Consider the following 25,076-nt stretch of genomic DNA (forward strand, 5'->3'; position numbering starts at 1 on the left):
GCGGAACTGACATGACACTGGCCATTATCCTGCTGTTCGGCAGTTTTGCCCTCTTGATGGCGCTGGGGGTTCCGATCGCCTTTTCCATCGGGATTGCCACCACCGCGACGTTCCTGCTGTTCATGGGCTTCGATCAGTCGTTGTTCATCGTGGCACAGCAGATGGCGTCCGGGCTGGACAGCTTTACCCTGCTCGCCATTCCGTTCTTCATTCTGGCGGGCAACATCATGAACCGTGGCGGTATCGCCATGCGCTTGATCAACTTCGCCAAGGTGCTTGGCGGGCGGTTGCCCGGGGCACTGGCGCACTGCAACGTCATTGCAAACATGATGTTTGGCTCGATCTCGGGCTCGGCCGTGGCCTCCGCGGCGGCGGTCGGTGGTGTCATGTCCCCGTTGCAGAAGAAAGAGGGCTATGACCCGGCATTCTCGGCGGCGGTGAACATTGCCTCCTGCCCGACGGGGCTGTTGATCCCGCCCTCCGCAACGCTGATCGTCTACTCGCTGATCACCGGCGGAACCTCGATCGCGGCGCTCTTTGTGGCCGGATATCTGCCGGGTATCCTGATGGGGCTGGGGCTGATGATCGTCGCAGGCATCATCGCCAAACGTCGCGGCTACCCGGTGGCACCGCGCCCGGCGCTGCGCGAGGTGCTGGTGTCTGCCCGCGATGCAGCGCTGCCCCTGGGGCTGATCGTCATCGTCATGGGCGGCATCATCACCGGCGTTTTCACCGCCACCGAAGCCTCTGCCGCCGCGGTGATCTACACGCTGCTGCTGGCGCTTGTGTGGTATCGCGAAATCACGGTCAAGGACCTGCCCGCGATCCTGATCGAAAGCGCGGTGACCACGTCGGTCGTGCTGCTGATGATCGGCGCTTCCATCGCGATGAGCCGGGTGATGGCCTTTGGCGGTATTCCGTTTGCGATTTCGGACTTCCTGCTGGGGCTGTCAGAGAATCCGCTGGCGATCCTGCTGGCGATCAATATCGCGCTGCTGGTGGTGGGCACTTTCATGGACATGACGCCTGCACTGCTGATCTTCACGCCGATCTTCATGCCGGTGGTGCAAGGGCTGGGCATGGATCCCGTCCATTTCGGAGTTGTCATGACCTTGAACCTTTGCATCGGCATCTGCACGCCCCCGGTCGGGTCGGCGCTCTTTGTCGGCTGCTCGGTGGGGGGCACGTCGATCGCCAAGGTGATCCGCCCCTTGTTGCCCTTTTACGCGGTGTTGTTCGGTCTGTTGATGCTGGTGACCTACGTGCCTGAAATCAGCCTGTTCCTGCCGCGACTTCTGTTGGGATACCAATAATGAAATGCCTGAAATCATGGGTGCTGGAGGCCGAGACGGCCTCCGGTGCCACCCTGCGTGTCGAAGAACGGCACCTCCTGCATATCTCGGTTTTGGAGGACACGCTGTTTCGCGTGTCTCTGCAAAAGGATGCAGCCTGGCGGCTTGGGCGCACATGGACGATTGCGCCGGGAGGGAACGCCCCCTGGGAAGGGCGGCGGCGGGAGGATCTTTCAGGTTTCACATGCCCGCCGCCGGTCATTTCGGAGGCAGAGGGCGCGTTGACCGTCGCGACAGAGACGCTGCGGCTTCGTGTGCTGCAGCCGCTGCAGATGGTCTGGGAGGCGAAGATCGACGGTGCCTGGCAAACATTCGCCACGGATCGGGCGACGGGGGCGTTCCACCTGGGCCTGCGCGACCACGCTCATGCGCATTTCCTGTCCCGTACCGCGGGTGAGGCGGTCTATGGCCTGGGTGAGAAAGCCGGGCCGCTGAACCGCACGGGCAAGCGCTACGAGATGCGAAACCTCGATGCGATGGGCTATGACGCCGAGAGTACCGATCCGCTCTACAAGCACGTGCCCTTCACGATCACCCGCACGCAAGGCGCAGGATGCTGGTCGATCTTTTATGACAATCTTGCCGGCTGCTGGTTCGATCTCGGCAATGAGCTGGACAATTACCACGCGCCCTATCGTGCCTACCGGGCCGAGGATGGCGATCTCGATTTCTACATGTCCTGGGCGCCGCAGCTGCTGGATCTGGTCAAGCGGCAGGAGCAACTGACGGGCGGCACCGCGTTTCCACCGCGCTGGAGCCTGGGCTACTCCGGCTCGACCATGTCCTATACCGACGCGCCCGACGCGCAGGCGCAGCTCGAAGGGTTCCTGGCCAGGATCGAGGAGCATCAGATCCCCTGCGACAGCTTCCAGATGTCATCGGGCTACACTTCCATCGGGGCCAAACGGTATGTGTTCAACTGGAACGATGACAAGATGCCGGACCCTGAGAGCATGGCGGCGAAGTTTGCCGATCAAGGCATCCATCTGATCGCCAACATCAAGCCCTGCCTGTTGCAAGATCACCCCCGCTATGACGAGGTGGTGGAGAAGGGTCTGTTCATCCGCGCGAGTGCCGAGGCCGATGCCGCCTGCGGGCCGGAGCGGTCGGTGTTCTGGGATGACGAAGGATCTCACCTCGATTTCACCAATCCGGATACGGTTGCGTGGTGGAAGGCCAACGTGACCTCGGCGCTTCTGGCGCGCGGCATCGGGTCGACCTGGAACGACAATAATGAGTACGAGATCTGGGATCGCCACGCCCGTTGTGCCGGCTTTGGCGAAGAGGTCGATATTGCACTGATGCGCCCGGTGATGCCGATCCTGATGACCCGTGCCTCGATGGAGGCGCAATTGGAACAAGCGCCGGATAAACGTCCCTATCTGATCAGCCGGTCCGGGGCGCCGGGGTTGCAACGCTATGCCCAGACCTGGAGCGGCGACAATCGCACGGACTGGAAAACCTTGCGGTGGAACCAGCGCACCGGCCTCGGGATGAGCCTGTCGGGGTTTTACAACATCGGCCACGATGTCGGCGGTTTCTCCGGTCCGCGCCCCGAGCCGGAGCTGTTCGTGCGCTGGGTCCAGAACGGGGTGTTCCACCCGCGCTTTACCATCCATTCGTGGAACGATGACGCGACGGTGAACGAGCCCTGGATGTATCCGGAGGTCACCGATCTGATCCGGAACGCAATCCGCCTGCGCTACAGGCTCTTGCCCTATCTCTATACCTGTCTTTGGCAGGCGGCGGCGCAGAGCGAACCGATGCTGCGGCCGCTGTTTCTTGACTTTGACCATGATCCGCAGGCCTGGCAGGAGACTGACAGCTTCCTGCTGGGGCGGGATCTTCTGGTGGCGACGGTGCTGGACAAGGGCGTCGACAGCCGCCCCGTTTATCTGCCCGAGCATGCCGGGGGCTGGTGGGATTTCCACACCGGCATCTGGCACCAGGGCGGCCAATGGCTTGAGGTGCCCGTGACGCTTGAGACGATCCCGCTCTTTGTGCGTGGCGGCAGTGTCATCCCCTTGTCTGAAGGTGCTGATCGCGCCGCGCCATCCGCTGACCTTCGCCGCAGCCTTGCCCTGTTTCCGGCGGCGGGCGACGCGGTGGGGACGAGCCTTATGTACGAAGACGATGGTGTCTCGGTCGATCCTGTCTGGTGTGTCACCCACCTGGAGATGTCCAGCGCCTCCGATGAGGTCACACTTCTAACGCGGCGCGAGGGGCCGGGCGCTCCGAATGTCCCAATCGCCGAGGTGGTGCTGCCCGCGGGGGAGCGCCGCAGTCTTATCTTGTCCAACCCCACTGAACCTGACGGGAGGATCCATCTGTGAGCGTGATCAGACATCCCAGCACCCTTGACCGGGCCAGCCTCAAACCCCGCATCCTGCATATCGGGTTTGGCGCTTTTGCGCGGGCGCATCCGATGGTCTACCTGCAAGAAGGACTCGAGACTGCTGGAGGCACCTGGGGAGTGGTCGCGGCGCGCCTGAACTCCGGTGTCGAAGACCTGGATCACCTGGCGGCTGCGGATCATCTGTATCACGTGGCCGAGGCGGATGGCGATCAGACGCAGTTGCGCGAGATTGGTGTGCTCTGCGGCACCTGTCACCCCGCGCGCGACGGGGCCGACGCGCTGCCGGCCCTGATTGCCTCGGGCGATTTGTCGGTGATCCTGCTGACCATCACCGAAAAAGGCTATTGCACGTCGGGTGGTGCGCTCGATCTGACCCACCCTGGAATTCGGGCCGACCTCGAAGGGACTGAGGCGCCGCGCACGGCGATCGGTGTCCTCGTGGCCGGGCTGGCACGGCGGCGCGCTGCGGGGCAGGGGGGGCTGACGATCCTGTCCTGCGACAATCAACCGGCCAACGGCAGGCTGACCCGCCGTGCCGTCTTGGGTTTCGCCCGGGCGCAGGACCCGGAGCTGGCAGCCTGGATCGAAGGCACCGTGCGCTTTCCCTCCTCGATGGTGGACCGGATCGTGCCCGCAATGACCGACAGCAGCCGTGCCGAAGTTGCAACGGCACTCGGGCGTGAGGACGCCAATGCGATCCTGTGCGAGCCTTTCCGCCAATGGGTGATCGAAGATGACTTCGCCGGCGAAGCGCCGCCCTTTGCTGCCGGTGGAGCACTCCTCGTCCCGGATGTGGAGCCGTTCGAGGACATGAAGCTACGCCTCTTGAACGGTGCCCATACCACGCTTGCCTGGGCGGGGCAGCTTCTCGGCTATGAAACCGTGGCCGAGGCGATGACGGACGCGCCCCTGTGTGCGGCGATCCGGCGCCTGATGTTGGCAGAACAAGCGCCGACCCTGGATTTGCCGGCGGGCGTGGATGTTGCAGACTATGCCGAGGATCTGCTTGCGCGGTTCACCAACACCCGGCTGCATCACCGTCTCGAACAGATTGCGACCGACACGAGCAACAAGATGCCCCAACGGCTGTTTGCGCCCGTTGAACAATCGATCACAGCGGGGCGACCCTGGCCGGTGACGGCAGTGGCCATCGCCTGCTGGGTTACGGGATTGCAAAGGCTTGCCCCGATTGCCGATCCCCGGCAGGAATCGCTGCGCGCGGCTGCCGCCTCGGACCGGCCGGTTGCCGGGGTGCTGGCGGTGCCCGGTGTGGTCCCGCCGACGCTGGCGCATTCTTCTGAATTCGAAAGTGAGGTGACGGCGGCCTATGACCGGATCGAGGCGCAGGGGCTGTCTTCCGTCCTGTCCGCTCTGATGGAGGCGACATAACCCATGGCCAGATTTCTAGACCAGTCCTTCCTGCTGGATACGGAGACCGCAAGGCGGCTCTATTTTGAGGTCGCGCAGGATTTGCCGATTATCGACTATCACAACCACCTCCCGCCGGGGGAAATCGCGGCTGACCGACGGTGGGACACGCTTGGTGAAATGTGGTTGGCGCATGATCACTACAAATGGCGGGTGATGCGCTGGGCCGGCATCGACGAGGCGCGCGTCACGGGGGCGGCCAGTTGGCGCGAGAAATTCGATGCCTTTGCCTCCGCCATGCCGCGCGCGGTTCTGAACCCGGTGCACCATTGGTCCCACCTCGAACTCTGGCGCTATTTCGATCTGGACGGCACGGTGCTGACACCGGACACCGCGGATCGCGTCTGGGCGCAGGCCAATGCAAAGTTGGGCGAGGACGGGTTTTCCGCCCAGGGGCTGTTGCGCCGGATGAAGGTGGAACTGGTGGGCACTACCGATGATCCGTTGGATACGCTGGAGCACCACGCGGCGCTTTCTAGCGCCGATATACGGGTGGTCCCGACCTTCCGGCCCGACAAGTCTGTGCAGATCGAGGCGGACGGGTTTGCTGCGTATCTCGACCGTCTCGAAGCGCTGACCCATCCGATCCGCAGCTTTGAGGATCTGGTCGCGGCGCTGCTTCTGCGTCTGGACCATTTTGTCGCCCATGGCTGCAAGGCGGCCGATCATGGCATCAATCACCTCGATGCTGCCGAGATCCCCGGGGCGGCGGCGCTCGACGCGGCGCTTGCGACTGCGCGGGCCGGGCGCCCGGTCTCGCCGGAGCAGGCCGCGGGCCACCGGGCGGCATTGTTTGATGCCTTGGGGCGGGCCTATGCGGCGCGCGGGCTTGTGATGCAATGCCACATGAACGTGGTACGCAACGGGTCCAGCAGATTGCTGCACCGCATCGGCCCCGATGCAGGCGGCGACTCGCTGCGCGACACCGACATGGCCGGGCCGCTCAACCGGTTGCTGGACCGGCTGGATCGCGACGGGCACTTGCCACGGATGGTGCTCTATGGGCTTGATCCAGGCCGCAACCCGGTGCTGGCGGCCACGGCGGGGACCTTCCAGGACGGATCCGTCCCCGGCAAGGTGCAGGCTGGCGCGGCCTGGTGGTTCAACGATACGCTGGATGGCATGGAAAGCCAGATGCGCAGTCTGGCGCAGGTCGGGCTGTTGTCCACCTTCCTCGGCATGCTGACCGACAGCCGCTCTTTCCTGTCGTTCCCGCGGCATGAGTATTTCCGGCGGCTGCTCTGCGGCATGATCGGACGCTGGTCGGAAACCGCCCATCTGCCGGATGACGAGGCGCTGTTGCATCAGCTGGTGCGCGGCATCTGCTACGAGAACGCACGCGACTGGTTTGTGGAGGCGACATGATGCGCATTGCCGTGATCGGGGAGTGTATGGTGGAAATGGCGCCGGTCGACGGCGGGCTCTACCGGATGGGGTTTGCCGGGGACACGTTCAACACCGCCTGGCACCTGCGCCGCCTGTTGGATGACCAGCATCAGATCGACTATGTGACAGCCATCGGGGATGATGCGACATCGACCCGGATGCGCGACTTCATCGCTGCTTCGGGCGTCGGTGTCGATCACGTGCAGCGCCTGCCCGGGGCATCGCCGGGCCTGTACCTGATTGGGCAGGAGCAGGGGGACCGAGTGTTCAGCTACTGGCGCAGCCACTCCGCCGCGCGTCGCCTGGCTGACGATGAGGCTGCACTGGCGCTGGCCCTGGAAGGGGCGGCGCTGGTGTATCTGTCCGGCATCACCCTGGCGATTCTGAGCCCGGAGGCCCGGGCGCGGCTATGGGCCGCCATCGAGACATCAGGGGCGCGGGTCTGCTTTGATCCAAACATCCGCCCGCGCTTGTGGGACAGCGCCGAGCAGTGCCGTGACGTCTTGCCCGATGCTGCGGCGCGGTCTTGGTGTGTGCTGCCGAGTTTTGGCGACGAACAGGCGCTGTTCGGGGATGGCTCCCCCGAGGCAACCCTGGCGCGCTATCGCCAGGCTGGGGCCGAGGTCGTGGTGGTCAAGGATGCGGAAAACCCCGTGTTGATGGATGTGGCGGGTCACAGATGCCAGGTCGCACCGCCCATGCTGGCGGGTGGTGTCGTTGATGCGACCGGTGCGGGAGACGCCTTCAACGCAGGCTGGATCGCGGCATATCTGTCTGGACAGGATCCGCAGGCGGCCGCGCATCAGGCCAATGCCCACGCCGCCAAGGTCCTCAGGGTCGCCGGAGCATTGCTGACGTCGTGAGGGGCGTTAGAAGCCGCGCGCAGCGCAGCGTTTCAGGACGCGGTGAGTGTCGCCTCCCAGGTGACATAAAAGCTGGTCGGTTGCAGGGCGCCAACCGTCACTTCGATCTGGATCTGATATGCTTCGGTCCCGGCGGCCATTGCCTGTCCGATCCAGTAGCTTCCCGGTGCCAGTCCCTTTGGCGGAGGTTCGGCCCGGGGGTGCCCGGCCCCGGTGAACACATCATCACCGCCTTGCAGCGCAAAGGACGTCAGCGCGGCGCTGTCGCCGCTTGTGCCTGCGGCGTTGATCGCAAGCACCTGAAACCCGATCAAGGCGCCCACATTGCAGACGGTATGGAGGTCGATGTGGCCCTCATGGCCAGAGCCGTTGCGGACCTGATTGTCCATCATATACACGCCGCTCGTGATTTTGCCGTCCTGCACAGCTGCAATCGCGGCCGTGTCGACCGCGATTGCAATGCTCACAGAAGGGGTGAGGGCAGCCGAGACGGGACGCGCCGGGGACACAAATGCCGACATGGGCGTTTCTCATCCTCCGCTTTCGGCCCCGCTTCAGGACCCTAGCGGGCCGTGATGAACGGATCCCAATTGATGAAGTAGGAGACCGGTTGCAGCTTGCCGACGGTCACTTCGATCTGGATCTGGTAGGTTTGTTCGCCCTGATGCATGGCCTGACCAACCCAATAGGCGCCCTGGGGTTCACCCTTGGGGGATTCCTGCTGGCGGGGTTGGCCCGCAGCGGTGAACACGGACCCTTGGGATACGGTGAAGCCGGTGATGACGACTTCATCGCCGGAGGTGCCAAGGGCATTGATGGGCACCACGTTGAACCCGATCAGGTCGCCGTTGTTGCAGACGGTGCTCAACTCGAGGGTTCCCTCGCCGGTCGAGCCATTCCGCAGACGGTTGTCCATCATGTAGATGCCCTTGGACACATTCTGCCCCTGTTGCGCGGCAACATAGGCGGTATCCACGGCGATGGTGATACTGGTTTGGGGTTGCAGGCCGCTCTTCCGGCCGGTGGAGACTTGTGCGACGGCTTCAGACATTTTGACTTCCTTTTTCCAGAGGTGAGGCTTGCATCAATGCACGCTGAGCGTCGGATCGACCGACGTGGTGATGCCGGACTTGCCGGGGATCTGGGCGGAGAAATTGATCGCATAGCGATCTTCGCCCTGTGCCTGCACGGTTCCGGTCCAGGTGGTGGCATTGACCTGCTGCGGCGTGCCGCTGGCACCGAAGACACCCGCGTTGCCAAAGTTCTGAATGCTCAGAATCGTGTCGGAGGTCGGGTCGACGTTCAGCAGGGACCAGCAGATGTTGGTGCCGACCGGTACCGCGGTCATCAGGTTCACGCTGCCTTCGTTGGCACTGCCGTGATTGAGGTTGTTGTCGACGAGATAGACCCCGGTGGTCTGACCGTTGACCAGCGCATCTGTGTCGACCCAAATCTGGACAAAGATGGTGCAGTCACTGGGTTGAATGGCGGACATCGTCATTTCCTTTCTGTGACGCCGGTTCCGAAGCGGCCAGCAGGTGGCCGGATCCGTTGGGACCGGAGGGTTCTGATTGAGGTATGAACGCCGCGGGGCTGACCCGCTGACAGCACCCAGTCTGGGACCACCGCCGCCGATAATCCTGAAACGCAGGCGAAATCTGCAAAGGTCGGCGCGAGCGATCTGATAACGCACGACATTCCCTGCCCTTTGTCCCACCCTCGGCCGTGGGGTGCCGTGGCGGTCACAGGGAGATTTCAGAGCGATTTCAGTTTGATTTCAGGAAATCTGCGCCGGAGAGCCGCATGCTGCAAGACAGCTGAACGCAGCGCCCTTGCAAATGAAACAAAGGACCCGTCCGGATGGAAAGCCGTACTGTCACATCCGTGCAGGTGTTTCCCTATATTCCCGGTGTCGTTTGCGATGCAGAGCCGGTGGTTCTCAATGCCTCCGGCACCTATTCGAGCGCGCGCATCATGCACTCCCACATGCATCTTCTGCATCTGGAGCCGGGCTGTGCCGTGTCGCGCTTGCAGGTCGGCGCAAGTTACAGCTGGAACGGCGTCTCTCCGTCGGGCCAATCGCTCAGCTCACATTGGTTGTATTGCACGTCTCTGGGCAATGAGCTCACCTTTGGTACGGTCCTGAACCTGGAGCGCCGCATTCAGGCGGCGCCGCTTCCGACGCAGGCCTCTGTCGACCCGATAAAGTTGGAAGCCCTGGCGGATCTGACTTCGATCGAACGGTCCCCCAATCCGGTATTCGATCACGTCCAGGTGCAGCTCGGCAGTGAAGGCTGGCTTGTTATGACACATATGACCGTCCCGGCCTGCATCGGCATATTGCTTCCGTCCACAGCGTTGCCTGCGGGATTTACGGTCGGCGCGGCGCGCCTCACGATTGCGGCGAAATCGAAACGTACATTGCAGTCGATCGTCATGGACGAACTCTACTGCGCCCATATCGGCGAGGACGTCCTGTTTCTGAAGTCGGTGGACCAATGCTGAATCTCTCGCATAAAGAGTTGGACGGCAGTGGAGTTTTCCCTAGGGTTGTGTCGATAGGTATGCCCGCCCGCGAAAGCGAGCGTCAGGGGAGAGTAGGGGCTGTCATGCGCAGGCCAACAGCAGAACCAGCGCAAGAGATCTCGAATGGCAAGGGCGGATCTGAGCAACGCACGGTGGCTGCGTCGGATCCCGGCTCGGGGTCCGTTGCAATCGGCACTGCGTCTTATGTCACGGCAACACGCCGCTTGTTCGATGCCAGAGGTGAAGAGATTTTCCTTCGCGCTCAATCCGCTGAAATTCTTCATTTTCTCGTCCTGAAGCTGGGAGAACTGGTATCGCGCGACGCCCTGATCGAGCGGGTCTGGCATGATGTTGCGGTTACGGATGACAGTCTGACCCAGTGCATTCGCGATGTGCGAAAAGCGATCGGAGATCAGGGCCGAGAGACCCTGGTGACCATCCCCAAACGTGGCTACCTGTTGAAGGGGCGCAGGATCGATGGACCGGACGCGGCGCGGGACATCGTCTTTGCGGCGGAGGCGCGCCGCCAACCCACAGCCGAAACAGCCGCAGCGGACAATCGCGTTGATCGTGAAAATGCATCGCATATTTCTGCCGAGCTTGACCCACGGGACGTTCTGCCCACTCTGGCGATCCTGCCGTTCAAGGCCGGAGAGAACACCTCCGCCGCCACTTATGGGATCTTTCTCGCGGATGAAATCGCCAAGCTGCTGAGCATGAACGCCGACGTCAATGTGATTTCACGGATGTCGACCGGGACTTTCGGAGGCGAATGCATCACGCCGCAGGTGGCCCGGGACAAGTTGCGGGCGGATTTCCTGCTGTCCGGCTTCGTGGTGCAGCGGGCGGACAAGGTTGCGTTGTCGATCGAGTTCTCGGAGGCCGAGACAGGTTTTGTTCTCTGGGCGGAGCGCATGCAGATCCCCTTTGATCCGATGGCTCCGGAAACCGAAGGGCTTGACCTGGTTGTGGCCAATATCCGGCGTGCCATCACGCTCAACGAGGTGCGGCGCGTCGCCTCCCGCCCGTTGGGGGAGTTGCGGCGTTTCAGCATCCTTCATGGTGCGGTCGGGTTGATGCATCGCTTGTCGGTCCGTGACTTTCGCAAGGCGCATGGGCTGCTGGAGCATCTCCAGTCTGTCGCGCCGAAGCATCCCGCCCCGCTTGCCTGGCTGGCCCGGTGGCATGTGTTGAACTCCGCCCAGGGGTGGGCGCCCGATCCCAAGGTCGAAGCGCAAACGGCGCAGGATCTGACGGCCCGTGCACTCGACATAGACCCGTTCCACACGCTGGCCCTTGTTTGTGAGGGGCAGGTGCAGATGCATCTGGTCAAGGACCTGCAAGCCGCGGAGCGAAGCTATGACTCGGCGCTGTCGGTCAATCCGAACGATCCCAATGGCCGCAGTCTGCGTGGCATGCTGCTGGCGTTCAGCGACCGGGGGCCTGCGGGCCGGCGCGACACGGAACGGGCGCTGCATCTGACACCGCTTGATCCGCATCGCTTCATGTATCTTGCGCTTGCCGCAGGGGCCTGCATCGCCAACGAGGACTACGAGCGCGCGCTGGTTCTGACCAAGGAATCCCTGCGCCTGAACCCGGCGCATGCCTCCAGCCTCCGCATGCTGCCCGTGGCGCATCTGGGCTGCGATCAGGAAGCCAAGGCGCGTGCGGCGGCGCAGGGTCTGATCGCCCGGCAGCCGGATTTGACCGTCAGTGCCTGGAAAAAAGGTGCGCCGAGCGGTGCGTTCAGAAATGGCCAACGGTTCGCCGAGATGCTCCGTCATCTCGGCATCCCGGAATAGCCACAGTGAATTTTGTCTGGAAGGAACGAGAATGGCCGGTCGAGAAAACGCCTATAACGCCTATAATGCCTACAACGCGTATAACGCTTACAACGCCTACAATGCGTATAACGCCTATAATGCCTACGGCAGTGACGCGCCTGCGGATGCCTTGGCGCTGCTCACCAACCGCGATGGAATTGTCAGCAGCCAGATCGAGCACATTACGCCACCGCGACCGGCCAGCGCGGGCAATCCGGAAGCGCTCAAACGGCTGACGCCAGAGCAGCAAGCTGCGATTTACATGTCGGTTCTGGCACCCACGATTGATGTCACGTCAGAGGCTGGTGCCTCGGAGTGCGTTTCGGCGACGGTCTGGCGCCGATCTGGTGCGACGGGTAACGGGGGCGGTTTGAAATACACCGAGATGCTGCGGATGAAAGCGCCCGCGATCGATCAGCTTGTCCAGCAGCTCAACTATGTTGCGGGCTACGCGCAGATACGTGGGGACAGGACGGCCGAAATCCTCACGCAGCTGAGCCTGCCGTTCCCGTTCTTCCAGAGCATCGGATACATCGATCCCGCACGCACGCCACGGACGTTGGAACTCTTGGGTCTTGCGGCGGCATTTGCCTTCTCCACGATCCAGCGGTTGAAGTTTGCATTGGCAGTCAAGCGACCGATCGAGTTCTCACCACAGGTGCAACCGATCATTCCAACGCCCACCCATGCGTCCTTGCCCAGCGGACATGCGACAGAAGCCTTCCTGATCGCGCGGCTTATCTGGAAACTGATGCGGCAGAGCGAGGCGCCCCAATATGGCGATCACGCCTACTGGGGGGACATGCTGATGCGTCAGGCCGCGCGTATCGCAATCAACCGGACAGTGGCAGGCGTGCACTTCCCCGTCGACAGCGCCGCCGGCGCGATGCTCGGCCTTGTGCTTGCGGAGCACATGCAGAATGTCACGCGAGGGGGCAGCTGGGAGTCTGCCGACTTTGATGGGCCGGGTTTTGAAGGCAGGCTCGATTTCGACTGGCACGCGCTTTATGAGCCGGCAACGGATCGCCTGCACCGAAAGGTCGTGACTGACGGCTGTCGCTGGGGCACATCAAAGGCGCATAAGGGGGCTCGGGATACTCCGTCCGACATTTTGAGCTGGCTCTGGGAGGCCGCCGTCGCCGAATGGCGCGATCTGCCGCCCTCCGGTGCGGTGGCAGGATAAGCCGATGGCGGTTTCATCAGCATCTGATAGCGCTCCCGCGGCGAACATCCTCAGCCAAGAGGCGGATTTCCGGCTCACGCGGCATCCGCATGCAAATCCCGAGAGCCAGATCGCAAAATGGTGGTCCGTGCTGTTGCAGATCGAAGGCAGCATCGACGCGTTTATTGCCAAGGCAGAGGCTTATGGGGGCGCGGGGGCAGGGCCGTATTTTTTGGTTCCGGTTGCCTATGATCCGGATGACCGGCAGGTGGCTGCCGACGTGCAGCCCGTTGTGATCTATGCCCGGCAGGATTTTGTGCACGCGCTGAACCGGCGACCGGAGGACCCGGACACCGCCAATCGCTTTGGCGTGCGGGCGCTGACGCTGGGCGCGCTGACCGCCCGAAATGTGCTCGATTTCGCGGCGGATTGGCCGGAGACAAGCGTGATCGAGGTCGCCGACGACAGCGTGGTCATGGCTGTCATCGACGATGGCATCGGCATAGCCAACAACCTGTTTCGCATGGGACCCGTGGCGACGCGGGTGGAGTTCGCCGCGCTGCTCGAAGCGCGCAAGGGGCCGCGCCCCAGCCGGGCAAGCGCGGGCCGGACATTCGGGCGCGACGAGATCGACGCATTGTTGGCGGCCTGCACCTTCAATGGTCTGCTGGACGAGGATCTGTTCTATGCGCGCACGGGGCAGGCGGATTATGACGGAGAGGTGTTTTCCACCGTCTCTCTGCGCGCTTCGCATGGAACCCATGTGATGGGACTGGCCGCCGGCTATCCAATGCAGGAGCAGATCGGAAATCGGCCGATCATCTGCGCCGCGCTTCCGGCGCGGCTGGTCGAGGATACGACAGGTGTCGAAATGCTGCCTGCTCTGTATTTGTCGTTTCACATGCTGATGAAGCAGGCGCGACGGTTTCGCACCGAGGATGGTGCATTTGCGCCGGTGGTCTTCAACCTGTCTTTTGGCAACGCGGGCGGGCCGCATGATGGGACCGGACCCTTTGCCACCCTGTTCGATCATTTCTTTGCGGAGAACGGTGGTGCCGCCGCACAGCAACCGGCGTGGCTTACTCTGGCGGCAGGCAATCTGAACCTCAGCCGCATGCATGGGCAGATCCCCGAGGGGCGCGGCAAGACCCAGTTGGATCTGATGGTGCAGCCGGATGATCGCACGGCGACGCAGGTGCAGATCTGGCTGCCGTATTCGGCTGATGGCACAGAGGAAAAGGCGGAAATCAGCGTCTCAACCCCGTTTGGCGACGGTGTCGCGATCATCACGGCGGGCCGAACCTGTGCATCCCTGTTAAACGCCGCGGGGCAGGAAATCGCCCGTCTGTCCTATGAGCATGTGCCTGCTCCGGTAGAGCGCGGGCGCGCGATTTTATCCCTCAACCCGACCGCCAGCCTGATCGCGGAGGAGCCTCTGGCACCCTGCGGGAGGTGGGTGGTGCAGATCAGGCGCCGGAAACGGTCCAAGGGGGCGATGCAGGCCTGGGTTCGACGGGATGAAACGCTGCCCGGTTTCAAACCCGGTGGGCGCCAGGCGTATTTCGACAACGCGGATTATGTCCGCTTTGGTCCCTTCGGGCGTCCGCTTCCCGTCGATCCCGTGGATACAACCTCCCCTGTGCGCCGGGCGATGACGTTGAGCGGCTATGCCTGCGGCCAATCGGCGGTGGCGGTGGCTGCGTTTGTCGGCAAGGAACGTGAGCTGTCCGCCTATTCGGCGGCGGGTCCCCTGAATGAACCTGCTTCCGGATATGCGGCAGACCGCGTGGGGCCGGATCTGACGGGACGCGGCGATGACAGCGCGGTTCTGCGCGGGGTGTTGGGGGCCGGGTCCCGGAGCGGTTCCATCGTGCGTCAGGGCGGGACAAGCAGTGCCGCCCCCCAGATCGCCCGGGCGGCAGCGTTGGGTGTGCAGACGCCCAGGCTGGCGGCGCGAGACTGGGCGCAAGCGCCGCTTGAGTATGGCACAGGGTTGAGGTCGGTGGCGCTGCGCGGAGAGGCCGAGCCCGCGCGGGCGGGCTCCGGGGCGTTTGATCTGTGCGGATCTGGCGGCGCTTTTCGGGTGGAAGACGCATCCGAATGACCGGGCTCCGAACCGGATCGGCAGGGCGCCCGGAGCAAGGGATGCCTGCGAGGCAGGCCTGACCTGATTCAAGACGGCGCTTGCCTGCCGGATGTACAGTGCGAGTGCTCATCCGGCAGGGCCCGTCAGGCAGCGGTGGGCATCAGCTCCGAGATCTCGACCGCGCGGTGCTCTTGCATCGACATTTGCGCCGCCATTCCCATCAATACGGCCATGCGCCCGTCGTCGAGGCTCACGTCTGGTTGACTGCGGACACCGCGCACCAGTTCGAGAAAACCCTGATGCTGGTAGAAGGTGGAGCCGTTGTGATCGCCTGCCTCAAGCAGGGCCGGATCGACGGGAATATCGCGTACCTCTGGTCCTTTGGGCGCGCGCGGCGATACCACGACCTGGGGCACGGGCGGGGCGCCCAGATGCTCTGGCCAGAACCTGCCCGGTCCGGGCACCAGTGCCTCGATCTTGCCTTTGGCGCCCACGGCAGAGATTTCCTCCTGATACCGGGATCCTTCGGCGAACATGCAGAGCTCCAGCAGGGCGCGGGATCCGTTGGCAAAGTCAACGATCACATAGCCGTTGTCGAGAATATCCGGAGCCTCGCCCGCATAGCTCTCGTCCAGGTGGTTCACATCCTTGCCGCCGGATGCCAGCACGCGGACCGGTTCGGATTTCAGCGCCAGTCGCATGAGGTCGAAGAAATGGCAGCATTTCTCGACGAAGGTGCCTCCGGTGTAGCGGTTGAAGCGGTTCCAGTCGCCGACTTTCTCCAGAAACGGGAAGCGGTGTTCGCGGATCGTCAGCATCCGAATGCCGCCGGTTGCCGCTTCGACTTCGTTCAACAGGGTCGCGACGGGCGGCATGTAGCGGTATTCCATCGCCACCCAGACCGGCGCGGGGTAATTGCTGCGAAATGCGTCTAGACGGGCCACATCGGCCGGGTCCGTGAACAGGGGTTTTTCGACCAGCACGGGCAGCGGGCGCGCCGTGGCCAGAGCCTCGAGTTGCTCGACATGGCGATAGTTCGGGCTGGCAATCAGGATGCAGTCCAGATCCTCAACCGCGAGCAGTGCATCGACACTGTCGACGAATTGCGCATCGGGTGCGAATTTACGGCTCTCCTCGGCCATATGCGCATCCGGCTCGAAAATGGCGGCAACGCGTGTGTCGTCCAGCAGCGCGATATTGCGCAGGTGTTCCTGGCCCATCATGCCGCAGCCGATGACGCCGTAGTTGATCGTTTTTGACAAGACTGTCTCCCTCAGATCAGGCGCTGCACGTAGAGCGCCTTGCTTGTGTCGAACCAGGTTCGGGAAAACTCCACCGGGGACGCGGTGTCGGCCCAGCTGAAGCGTTCGATGTATCCGGTGAGCGTGCCGGGCGCGAGCGCGAAGCCCTGTGGCGCCCAATCGGGCACCTGGCCGATGGACACTCGATCCTCTGCCCGTGCGATGATCAGGCCCAGTTGCATCTGGTAGGTCCGATAGAGCGAATCCGACATGCTCTCGGGTTTGATGATGCCGGCATCGCCATCGAGCCAGATTTCCTCGACAGCGATGGGCGTGCGGTTCAGGAATCGCAGCCGGCGCACGCGCGTGCCATGATCGGCGGTGCCAAAGGCGGGCAGGTCCGCCGGTTTGGGAACCGCTGCGACCTCTAGGATGTCGGCCGTCGGCAGGCCGCCGCCGGTGGTCAGTTCGAGCCGGAACATCGAATAGACGCTCTGCACCTTGTGGTTGGCGCGTATGTAATTCCCCGACCCCTGAATGCGCTCCAGCATCCCCTTTTTCTCCAGCTCCGACAGGGCTTTGCGCAGGGTCCGCACCGTCGTTCCATGGCTCTTGGCCATATCCCGTTCCGGCGCCAGCCGCTGACCATCCACCAGACGGCCGGCGGCGATCTCGCGGATCAGGAATTCGCTGATCTGCATATAGATGGGAAGCGCCGTTGGGGCAGTGCGGTCAAGGTCGTTCGGCGGTGTCATGCGAGATCCCATGCGCAAGAGTGTAGACGGGCAGAAATAATTGATGCACCATTGATGTACTTTAAATCTGCTGCTACGCAAGAGGAAATTCGATTGCCCGCCAGGAGACAGAAATGACCGTCGTTCCCATCACATCGCCCGATCTGGACGCTGCCGAAGTGTCATGGTTTTCCGCGCTCTGCTCGGACGATTATCAGTTTCTGGGCGTTCCGGACGGCGACCTGCGGTCGTCATGGGCACATTGTTCGGAGATCGTGAAAACCGCCGAGGCGCAGGGGTTTCGCAACATTCTGTGCCCGTCCTCCTACCAGGTCGGGCAGGACACGCTGTCCTTTGTCGCGGGCTGCGCGCCGATCACGTCAAAGATCAACCTGCTGGCCGCCGTGCGCTGCGGTGAAATGCAGCCGATCATGCTGGCCCGCACTATCGCGACCCTAGATCACATGCTTGAAGGGCGGCTGACGGTGAACATCATCTCCTCCGATTTTCCGGGAGAGAAGGCGGAGAGTGCCTATCGCTATCAGCGCTCGCGCGAGGTGGTGGAGATCCTGAAACAGGCCTGGACACGGGATGAGATCAACTACGAGGGCGAGGTCTATAACTTCAAGGGCCTGACCACCGATCCGGTGCGGCCCTATCAGACCGGCGGCCCGCTGCTTTACTTCGGGGGCTACAGCCCTTCGGCGTTGGAGCTGTGCGGGCAGCATTGTGACGTCTACCTGATGTGGCCGGAAAAGATGGAAGAGCTGCAAGGCCGCATGCAGGCCGTGCACTCCGTCGCCGAGAAATATGATCGCACATTGGACTATGGGCTGCGCGTGCATGTGATCGTGCGCGATACCGAGGCAGAAGCCCGCGAGTATGCGGACCACATCGTGTCAAAGCTGGATGACGAACAGGGCACCGCGATCCGCGAACGTGCTCTTGATGCAAAATCGCTTGGGGTCAGCCACCAGGCAAAGAACCGTGAGGTCGCGGATGACGCGGGCTTTATCGAGCCGCATATGTGGACCGGGGTGGGGCGCGCGCGTTCGGGCTGCGGCGCGGCGCTGGTTGGCTCTACCGATCAGGTGATGAGCAAGCTGGAAGCCTATCAGAAAATGGGCATCCGCGCCTTCATCCTGTCCGGCTATCCGCATATCGACGAGGCCAAGCACTTCGGTGCCCGCATTCTGCCCAACATGAAAACCTGCTCGTTGCCCGAGGCCTATGGCCGTGTGCCGGCGAGCCCCCCAGAAACACCCCTTGGTGTAGGAGTACGTCGCTGATGGACCGCGTAAAACTCTCTGATGACTTGGAATTTTCCCGTCTGATCTACGGCATGTGGCGGATCGGTGATGATGCCGACACCTCCGTGAAACATGTCGAGGCCAAGATCCACGCCTGTCTCGAACAGGGGATCACCACCTTCGATCAGGCCGATATCTATGGCGATTATGGTGCCGAGGGCATCCTTGGCACCGCGCTCAAGGCCAATCCGGCCCTGCGTGACCGGATGGAGATCGTGACCAAATGCGATATCGTTGCGCCCATCGGCCTGCACAGCGACAAGCCGGTCAAATACTATGACACCTCGCGCGCCTATGTCGAAGGCGCGGTGGACCGATCACTGACGGAGATGGGGATCGAGCAGATCGACCTTCTGCTGATCCACCGCCCGGACCCGCTGATGGACCACCACGAGACCGGCGCCACGCTGGATGATCTGGTGAAATCCGGCAAGGTCAAGGCCGTGGGCGTGTCGAACTTTCGCCCCTGGGACTGGAAACTGCTGCAATCGGCAATGTCGAACCCGCTGGTGACCAACCAGATCGAAATCTCGCTGTCGGAAGTGTCTCCCTTCACCAATGGCGATCTGGCGTTCCACCAGATGCAGGGGGACGCAGTGATGGCCTGGTCGCCGCTAGGTGGCGGCAGCCTGATGACCGGCTCGGGTGAGCTGGCGTCGCGCCTTGATGAGGTGGCGACAGCGCAAGGGGTGGATCGTGCGGCCGTTGCCGTTGCGTTCCTCCTGCGGCATCCGGCCAAGATACTGCCGGTGATGGGCACCAACAACCTGGCCCGGATCGCAACGATTTCCGATGCCCAGAAGGTCGAGCTGGATCGTCAGACCTGGTTCCGCCTCTACGAGGCCGCGTTGGGCCGGGAGGTCGCATAACATGGGCCTGCAAATGAACGACAAGATGCAGAAGGCCTTTGTGCCGGATGAAAGCAACACCCGCCTGCTGCGCGATGCCTTTGGCCGTTTCGCCACCGGGGTGACCATCGTGACGGCCAACACGCCCGAGGGCGTGGTGGCAATCACCGCCAGCAGTTTCTCGTCGGTCTCGCTGACGCCGCCGATGGTGCTCTGGTCGCCGGACCGCAATTCGCGCCGCTTTCCCCATTTCGAAAAGGCCGAGCACTACGCGATCCACGTGCTCGCCGCCGACCAGCAGGACCTTTGCTACAGCGTCGCCAAGGATGCCGCGGGGCTGCGCGATCTTGATCTGGCCCTGAACGCGGAGGGCGTTCCGGTGCTGGAGGGCTGTCTGGCGCGTTTCGAATGCACGCGCCACGCAGTCTACGACGGAGGAGACCATGCCATCGTGCTGGGCGTCGTGAACCGGGCGGAGATGCGCGAGGAGGGCGAGGCGCTTGCCTTCTTCAAGGGACAGATGGGCCGCATTACCGCGCATTAGGCCGCGCGATTTGACTGCGCCGGCGGAGGAGCCCGGCCTGTCGTTTGGGGAGGAACAAGACGAACGCATTGATGGCGGTGGTGACACCGCTGTACTGGATCAACGCAACCTTGTTGCGCCTCGGGCGCTGGGTTGGCTGTGTTGCTGTGGCCGCCATGGTCGTTGCGATCCTGATCCAGGTCTTCTTTCGCTATGTGATGAACAACGCGCTGCCTTGGCCGGACGAGGCGGCGCGTTTTTGCATGCTCTGGATGACCGGCTTGATGGCGCCGACGGCGTTTCGTCAGGGGGGCTTTGTCGCCATCGACACGCTGTCGGCGATGCTCCCGCTTCGGATCGGGTCGCTGCTGTCGCTGGTGCTGCTTTGCCTGAGCCTGCTGGTCCTGGTGGTTGCGGTGAAAATCGGCATCGGAGAGGTGACGGGGATCGGCGGTCGTTTTGCCACCGCGTCGCTCTATCTGCCCAATTCGCTTGGGTTCGACAGTTGGTTCCGGATTCCGCGTTCGTGGATGATGCTGTCGCTGCTCGTTGGCATTGTGCTGCTGATCCTCGTCAATGTTGAACTGATCCTGCACCGCATCGTTGCCCTGTTGGGCGGCGCGGACCGGCTGCCGGAAATCGAATTCGCCACGGCGGGAGGTGCCGAATAATGCTGATCTGGTTCCTTCCGCTGTTCCTTGTCTTTCTCATGGTGGGGCTGCCGGTCTTCTTCGGCCTGCTGGCCGCGCCTGGCATCATGCTGTGGCTGGGCGGGCAGGAGCGCGACATCACGCTCCTGTACCGCAATCTCTACAACGGCATGGACAGCTTCCCGCTGATGGCGATCCCCTTCTTCATGCTGGCGGGCGAACTGATGAACAAGGGCGGGATCACCCTGCGGCTTGTGGAGTTCTCGCAGGCCCTGATGGGGCACCTGCGCGGCGGGCTGGCGCATGTGAACGTGCTGTCCTCGATGCTGTTTGCCGGGCTCTCGGGCTCCGCCGTGGCGGATACCTCCGCGCTGGGCTCCATGTTGATCCCGGCCATGGAAAAACAGGGCTATACCCGCAAATTCGCCGCGGCGATCACTGCGGCAAGCTCGGTGATCGGCCCGATCATCCCTCCTTCGGGGATCATGATTATCTATGCCTATGTGATGGGAGAGAGCGTCGCAGCCCTGTTCCTGGCGGGCCTGGTGCCTGGGGCGCTTGTCGGTTTTGGCCTGATGGGGATGATCAAGATCATGGCGGACAAATACGACTTTCCCGTCGCCTCGCGCCGCTACAGCTGGGGCGAACGTGGACAGGCCAGTCTCAAGGCCTTCTTTCCGCTGCTGACCCCGGTGATTATCCTCGGGGGCATCCTCGCCGGGGTCTTTACCCCGACGGAGGCCGCGGCGGTCGCGGTTGCCTACGCGCTGTTCATCGGCCTCTTTGTGCTGCGCACGCTGAAACTGCGAGAGCTGCCGGATGTGATGACGCGGGCCGGGATCACCTCTGCCGTGGTGTTGTTGCTGGTCGGCGCGGCGATGTCGTTCAAGACGGTGGTGTCGCTCAGCCATGCGCCGGAGCAGCTGGCAGAATTCATCCTGGCGCTGACCGAGAATCCGCTGTTGCTGCTGTTCCTGATCAACCTCTTGTTGTTCGTGGTCGGCATGTTTCTGGACGCAGGGCCGGCGATCATCATTCTCGGTCCGATCCTTGGTCCCGTCTTTGCGGGCCTGGGGGTCGACAGCGTGCACTTCGCCATCATCATGTGCGTGAACCTGACCGTCGGTCTGGCGACGCCGCCGATGGGGCTGGTCCTGTTCGTGGCCTCTGCCGTCTCCGGCGAGCGCGTCACCACGATCGCCCGTGCCATTCTGCCGTTCCTGGCCGTGGAAATCGCGGTGATCTTCCTGATCACCTTTGTCCCGGCCATCTCGATGACGATCCCCCGCCTGACGGGGTTCGTGAACTGACCTTAAAATCAAGAGCATCAGGGAGGATACTAAATGCTCAAGAAAGCGTTGAAGACCGTCGCAGTCGCGGCACTTATGGCTGGGACTGCGCTCTCGGCTACGGCCGCGGATTATACCATCCGCGCGACGGCCAATTCCAACGAAAACGACGAGGACTATGACGGCCTCGTGGTGTTCAAGAACTACGTCGAAGCGGCCTCGAATGGCGCCATCGAGGTGGAGCTGTTCATCGGAACCCAGCTGTGCTCGAACGGGGCGGAGTGTCTGCAAGGCGTCGCCGATGGGTCCATCGACGTCTATATCTCCACCTCTGGCGGCGCGTCCGGTCTGTTCCCTTATGTGCAGGTGCTGGACCTGCCCTATCTGATGGCCGACGACCGGGTGGCGGAGCATGTGCTGTCCGGGGACTTCACCCGCACCATCCGCGACATGGCGCTTGAGGACTCCGGCGATACCATCCGCCTGATGACCATCGGCAACACCGGCGGCTGGCGCAACTTTGCCAATACCAAGCGACGGGTGGCCGAGCCTGCGGATATGGAAGGTCTGAAGATCCGCACCGTGGTTGCCGACCTGCCGCAAGAGCTGGTCAAGGCCCTTGGTGCGTCGCCGACGCCGATCCCGTGGCCGGAGCTGTTCACCTCGTTCCAGACCGGCGTTGTCGAAGGGTCGAAGAACGGCATCACCGACATCATGAGCATGAAGTTCCCGGATGCGGGTTTGCAATATGTGACGCTGGACGGCCATGCCTACATGGGCGCGCTGTGGTGGATGTCGAACGAAACTTTCATGGCGATGCCGGAAGACATGCGTCAGGTGGTCGTCGATGGCTTCTATGCGCTGCAACAGGCCACCTTTGCCTCGCCCAAGCGCAAATCCATCGCAGCCTATGAGGACTTCGTTGCCGGTGGCGGGGATCTCTACGTGCCAACGCCAGAGCAGAAAGCCGCCTTCAAAGAGGCCGCGTCCCCGGTCTATGACTGGTTCAAGGCCAATGTCGACAAGGGCGAAGAAGCCTTTACGGCCCTGACCGAAGCGGTTGCTCGGGCCGAAGCCGACATTGACGCTGCCCGGGCCAAAGATCTGAACTGATCTCTGATGACCACAGGCCAGGGGCTGGTGCAGGATCACTGCCGCCAGACCCTGATGCCTCTGCGGTCTGATGGACATTGCATTTCCCCTCGGATCCTGTCCGCGGGGGGATGCCACTGCACTGCGGCGGTCCCACCGTCGGCCTGCAACGCCAGGCTGTGCGCCTCTCCGGCCGGTGATCACGATCTGGCCGGGGGCAGTTGCGGCTCTTACTCGGGATGAGTGTTTAGAACGCCTGAGGCAAGGCACTCAAAGGCGGCAAGCGCTTTGGGAAGCGTGGCTTCCGGTTCGTCGCTGGTGCCCACCCACAAGGCTGCATTCAGGGCGACGCCATTCAACAGCCGCGCGACCGCTTCGATGTCAACCGGCTTGATGATATGCGCCTGTGCCAATTCCTGCAGGGTCATGATCGTGGCTTGCAGGCATTTGTTCTGGCTGGGCCATTGCGCCGGATCGCCCAGAACCGCAGGTCCGTCCAGCAGGACAATCCGCTGCACTTCCGGTTCAAGTGCCATGCGGATGTAGGCCGCACCCTCTGCCAGCAATCCGGGCCAACCGCCTCCGGCTTTTGTACCCGCTGCCTTGGCATCCGCCGCCATGGCGCTGTCGATCTGGTCGACAACTGCTGCGAGCAACCCGCGTTTGTCGCCGAAATTGTGATAGAGCGCCCCGCGGGTCAGGCCAGCCTCCGCGGTCAACTCATCCATGGAGGCCTGGGCAAAGCCTTTTTCGGCAAACGCCCGGCGCCCGGCGTCTATCAGTTTCAGTCGGGTTTCTTCCATCTTCTCGGCGCGAGATCGTGGTGCCATTCAATCCATTCCCTTCACATACGATGCGTATGCCAATTGACATACGGCGCGTATCTGATTATTTGACATACGTAGCGTATATGAACGCGCGTGATCCTACCATTCTTATCTCTGCGAGGTTGTCATGGCACTGAACAATGAACCGATTTTTCCAGCAAATCGCCACGCGCTCTATGCGCAACATGGGTATTCCGCCGCGATCAGGTCAGGAGACCTGGTGTTTGTTTCGGGGCAGGTCGGCAGTCGCGAGGATGGCACCCCGGAACCGGAGTTCAAGACGCAGGTCGAGCGCGCGTTCGAGAACCTGCGCGCTGTTCTTGACGCGGCCGGGTGCGCATTTGCCGACATTGTGGATGTGACCACGTTTCATACGGATCCGGAACAGCAGTTTGCTGACATCATGGAGGTCAAGGCGGTCATGTTTCCGGATGCCCCCTACCCGAACTGGACCGCCGTCGGGGTGAACTGGCTCGCTGGATTTGATTTCGAAATCAAGGTGGTGGCGCGTATGCCCTCGCAATAACGACCGGGGCTTGGCGCGCGCGGATTGACATCTGCGAGGGCACGTTCGCTTCCCGCCGAACGCAGACGCTGCGATTAAGGCCCTGTTAACGACGCGGGCATAGGGTTGGAGGTGTTACGATGTAGTGTTAGGCGGTTCGAGGTGTCCCATGCTCGAGATTATTGCGTCCTCGGCGGAGGATGCGCGCAATGGTTATGATCTGCAAAAGGCGATGAAATGGTTCGACCTGTCGCCGGAAGACCGGGATCGAACCATGCAGCTCGGCGAAATCTCCGAGAGCGTGGCCGAGTCGATCATTGAAACATTCTATGAACATCTGCTCAGTGACCCGGTGGCGGCGCAGCATTTCCACGGCCCCGATCACGTCGAAAAGGTCAAAGCCGGGCAGCTGCGCTACTTCAGGGAATTGATCTCCGCGGAGCTGGATGACGATTACATCGCGGATCGTCGCCGGATCGGCGGCATTCATGAACGCACGGGGGTTACGCCGACGCTGTATATCGGCGCGTATGCCTTCTATCTGAATCGCCTCGCGACGATCGTGCTCGACCGGATGAAGGAAGAGCCCGACTCGGCCTTCCCACTGCTGCTGTCCTTGTTCAAGTTCGCGCATTTTGACATGGCGCTTGCGCTTGAAACCTACGTGGACACCCGAGAAGAGACCATCCGGGATCGCGAGCGGGAGCTGAGCGAATTGCCGACGCCTGTGTTGCAACTGCGCCCAGGCCTATTGCTGATCCCCGTGGTCGGGACATTGGACAGCTTTCGTGCACGGGCGCTGACGGTGCAACTGCTCGAGGGTATCCGAGCGCACCGGGCCCGGGCGGTGGTGCTCGACATCACCGGCGTCGCCGCGGTGGACAGTGCGGTGGCCAATCATCTGATCCAGACGATGTCGGCAGCACGGCTCATGGGGGTGCGCTCCGTCTTGACCGGACTGTCGGCAGAGGTGGCGCAATCGCTTGTAAAGGTCGGTGTCACCGCAGAGAAATTGCAGACCGCCGGAGATCTGGAAAGTGGCATCGAGCTGGCCGACCGCTTGATGGCAGGGTAG

The 25,076-nt window shown here is 62.5% G+C and carries 23 protein-coding genes; 17 read left to right on the forward strand and 6 right to left on the reverse strand.

What is annotated here, in order from left to right; genetic code table 11:
- Positions 1-11: 11 nt before the first annotated feature.
- Genes ACXAF5_RS04695 through ACXAF5_RS04715 form a run of 5 tightly spaced genes read left to right on the forward strand, consistent with a single transcriptional unit; the run spans position 12 to position 7,385 of the window.
- Positions 12-1,313, forward strand: a complete 1,302-nt coding sequence (locus ACXAF5_RS04695; protein WP_239319141.1) for a TRAP transporter large permease — start codon at positions 12-14, stop codon at positions 1,311-1,313.
- On the forward strand, positions 1,313-3,685 hold the full coding sequence (locus ACXAF5_RS04700) for a glycoside hydrolase family 31 protein (protein ID WP_474945719.1): 2,373 nt from the start codon (positions 1,313-1,315) through the stop codon (positions 3,683-3,685). The genes ACXAF5_RS04695 and ACXAF5_RS04700 overlap by 1 nt, the downstream gene beginning before the upstream one ends.
- Entirely contained in the window at positions 3,682-5,097 is a 1,416-nt protein-coding gene (locus tag ACXAF5_RS04705; protein ID WP_474945720.1) for a mannitol dehydrogenase family protein, read from the forward strand. Before ACXAF5_RS04700 ends, ACXAF5_RS04705 begins: the two co-directional genes overlap by 4 nt.
- A 3-nt stretch (positions 5,098-5,100) precedes the next feature.
- A complete protein-coding gene (gene uxaC, locus ACXAF5_RS04710; RefSeq protein ID WP_474945721.1) occupies positions 5,101-6,501 on the forward strand; it encodes a glucuronate isomerase in 1,401 nt (466 codons plus the stop codon).
- Positions 6,498-7,385 (forward strand): sugar kinase, encoded by an 888-nt coding sequence (locus tag ACXAF5_RS04715; RefSeq protein ID WP_474945722.1) that lies wholly within the window; start codon positions 6,498-6,500, stop codon positions 7,383-7,385. The genes uxaC and ACXAF5_RS04715 overlap by 4 nt, the downstream gene beginning before the upstream one ends.
- Positions 7,386-7,417: 32 nt before the next feature.
- On the opposite strand, the gene ACXAF5_RS04720 is transcribed toward ACXAF5_RS04715, so the two are convergent.
- The 3 genes from ACXAF5_RS04720 to ACXAF5_RS04730 are packed head-to-tail and all read right to left on the reverse strand — an operon-like array spanning position 7,418 to position 8,880.
- Positions 7,418-7,906 carry a hypothetical protein gene (locus ACXAF5_RS04720; protein WP_474945723.1) on the reverse strand — a complete coding sequence of 163 codons (489 nt, stop codon included), beginning with the start codon at positions 7,904-7,906 and terminating at the stop codon, positions 7,418-7,420.
- Positions 7,907-7,947: 41 nt separating this feature from the next.
- Entirely contained in the window at positions 7,948-8,436 is a 489-nt protein-coding gene (locus ACXAF5_RS04725; protein WP_239319150.1) for an AidA/PixA family protein, read from the reverse strand.
- Between the two features lie 33 nt (positions 8,437-8,469).
- Positions 8,470-8,880, reverse strand: coding sequence for a hypothetical protein (locus tag ACXAF5_RS04730; RefSeq protein ID WP_239319152.1), 411 nt, complete (start codon positions 8,878-8,880; stop codon positions 8,470-8,472).
- A gap of 365 nt (positions 8,881-9,245) precedes the next feature.
- Between ACXAF5_RS04730 and ACXAF5_RS04735 the strand changes: the two genes are divergently transcribed.
- The 4 genes from ACXAF5_RS04735 (at position 9,246) to ACXAF5_RS04750 (ending at position 15,000) form a co-directional block, all read left to right on the forward strand.
- The gene (locus ACXAF5_RS04735; RefSeq protein ID WP_474945724.1) at positions 9,246-9,890 is read left to right on the forward strand and encodes a hypothetical protein; all 645 of its coding nucleotides are present in this window, start codon (positions 9,246-9,248) and stop codon (positions 9,888-9,890) included.
- 104 nt (positions 9,891-9,994) lie between these two features.
- Positions 9,995-11,713, forward strand: coding sequence for a winged helix-turn-helix domain-containing tetratricopeptide repeat protein (locus ACXAF5_RS04740; RefSeq protein WP_474945725.1), 1,719 nt, complete (start codon positions 9,995-9,997; stop codon positions 11,711-11,713).
- A 31-nt stretch (positions 11,714-11,744) separates the two neighbouring features.
- Positions 11,745-12,917: a phosphatase PAP2 family protein gene (locus tag ACXAF5_RS04745; RefSeq protein ID WP_474945726.1), complete on the forward strand. Its 1,173-nt coding sequence runs from the start codon at positions 11,745-11,747 to the stop codon at positions 12,915-12,917.
- A gap of 4 nt (positions 12,918-12,921) precedes the next feature.
- On the forward strand, positions 12,922-15,000 hold the full coding sequence (locus tag ACXAF5_RS04750) for a S8/S53 family peptidase (protein WP_474945727.1): 2,079 nt from the start codon (positions 12,922-12,924) through the stop codon (positions 14,998-15,000).
- Positions 15,001-15,125: 125 nt separating this feature from the next.
- Here ACXAF5_RS04750 and ACXAF5_RS04755 read toward each other — a convergent pair whose 3' ends face one another.
- Complete coding sequence (locus ACXAF5_RS04755) at positions 15,126-16,244, reverse strand: Gfo/Idh/MocA family protein (protein WP_474945728.1); 1,119 nt, start codon at positions 16,242-16,244, stop codon at positions 15,126-15,128.
- 11 nt (positions 16,245-16,255) lie between these two features.
- Positions 16,256-16,978 (reverse strand): GntR family transcriptional regulator, encoded by a 723-nt coding sequence (locus tag ACXAF5_RS04760; protein WP_239369230.1) that lies wholly within the window; start codon positions 16,976-16,978, stop codon positions 16,256-16,258.
- 113 nt (positions 16,979-17,091) lie between these two features.
- Between ACXAF5_RS04760 and ACXAF5_RS04765 the strand changes: the two genes are divergently transcribed.
- From ACXAF5_RS04765 to ACXAF5_RS04790, 6 genes are all read left to right on the forward strand, one after another.
- Positions 17,092-18,246, forward strand: coding sequence for an LLM class flavin-dependent oxidoreductase (locus ACXAF5_RS04765; protein WP_474945729.1), 1,155 nt, complete (start codon positions 17,092-17,094; stop codon positions 18,244-18,246).
- Positions 18,246-19,136 carry an aldo/keto reductase gene (locus ACXAF5_RS04770; protein WP_239319167.1) on the forward strand — a complete coding sequence of 297 codons (891 nt, stop codon included), beginning with the start codon at positions 18,246-18,248 and terminating at the stop codon, positions 19,134-19,136. Before ACXAF5_RS04765 ends, ACXAF5_RS04770 begins: the two co-directional genes overlap by 1 nt.
- A 1-nt stretch (position 19,137) precedes the next feature.
- On the forward strand, positions 19,138-19,659 hold the full coding sequence (locus ACXAF5_RS04775) for a flavin reductase family protein (protein ID WP_239369232.1): 522 nt from the start codon (positions 19,138-19,140) through the stop codon (positions 19,657-19,659).
- Positions 19,660-19,730: 71 nt separating this feature from the next.
- On the forward strand, positions 19,731-20,309 hold the full coding sequence (locus tag ACXAF5_RS04780) for a TRAP transporter small permease (protein WP_474945730.1): 579 nt from the start codon (positions 19,731-19,733) through the stop codon (positions 20,307-20,309).
- The gene (locus ACXAF5_RS04785; RefSeq protein ID WP_239319169.1) at positions 20,309-21,598 is read left to right on the forward strand and encodes a TRAP transporter large permease; all 1,290 of its coding nucleotides are present in this window, start codon (positions 20,309-20,311) and stop codon (positions 21,596-21,598) included. Before ACXAF5_RS04780 ends, ACXAF5_RS04785 begins: the two co-directional genes overlap by 1 nt.
- Before the next feature lie 33 nt (positions 21,599-21,631).
- On the forward strand, positions 21,632-22,690 hold the full coding sequence (locus ACXAF5_RS04790; RefSeq protein WP_474945731.1) for a TRAP transporter substrate-binding protein: 1,059 nt from the start codon (positions 21,632-21,634) through the stop codon (positions 22,688-22,690).
- 209 nt (positions 22,691-22,899) lie between these two features.
- On the opposite strand, the gene ACXAF5_RS04795 is transcribed toward ACXAF5_RS04790, so the two are convergent.
- Positions 22,900-23,499 carry a TetR/AcrR family transcriptional regulator gene (locus ACXAF5_RS04795; RefSeq protein WP_474945732.1) on the reverse strand — a complete coding sequence of 200 codons (600 nt, stop codon included), beginning with the start codon at positions 23,497-23,499 and terminating at the stop codon, positions 22,900-22,902.
- Between the two features lie 124 nt (positions 23,500-23,623).
- Between ACXAF5_RS04795 and ACXAF5_RS04800 the strand changes: the two genes are divergently transcribed.
- On the forward strand, positions 23,624-24,022 hold the full coding sequence (locus ACXAF5_RS04800) for a RidA family protein (protein ID WP_474945733.1): 399 nt from the start codon (positions 23,624-23,626) through the stop codon (positions 24,020-24,022).
- 148 nt (positions 24,023-24,170) lie between these two features.
- The gene (locus ACXAF5_RS04805; protein ID WP_474945734.1) at positions 24,171-25,076 is read left to right on the forward strand and encodes a protoglobin domain-containing protein; all 906 of its coding nucleotides are present in this window, start codon (positions 24,171-24,173) and stop codon (positions 25,074-25,076) included.

This window comes from Epibacterium sp. ABV4_022 (genome assembly GCF_056159345.1).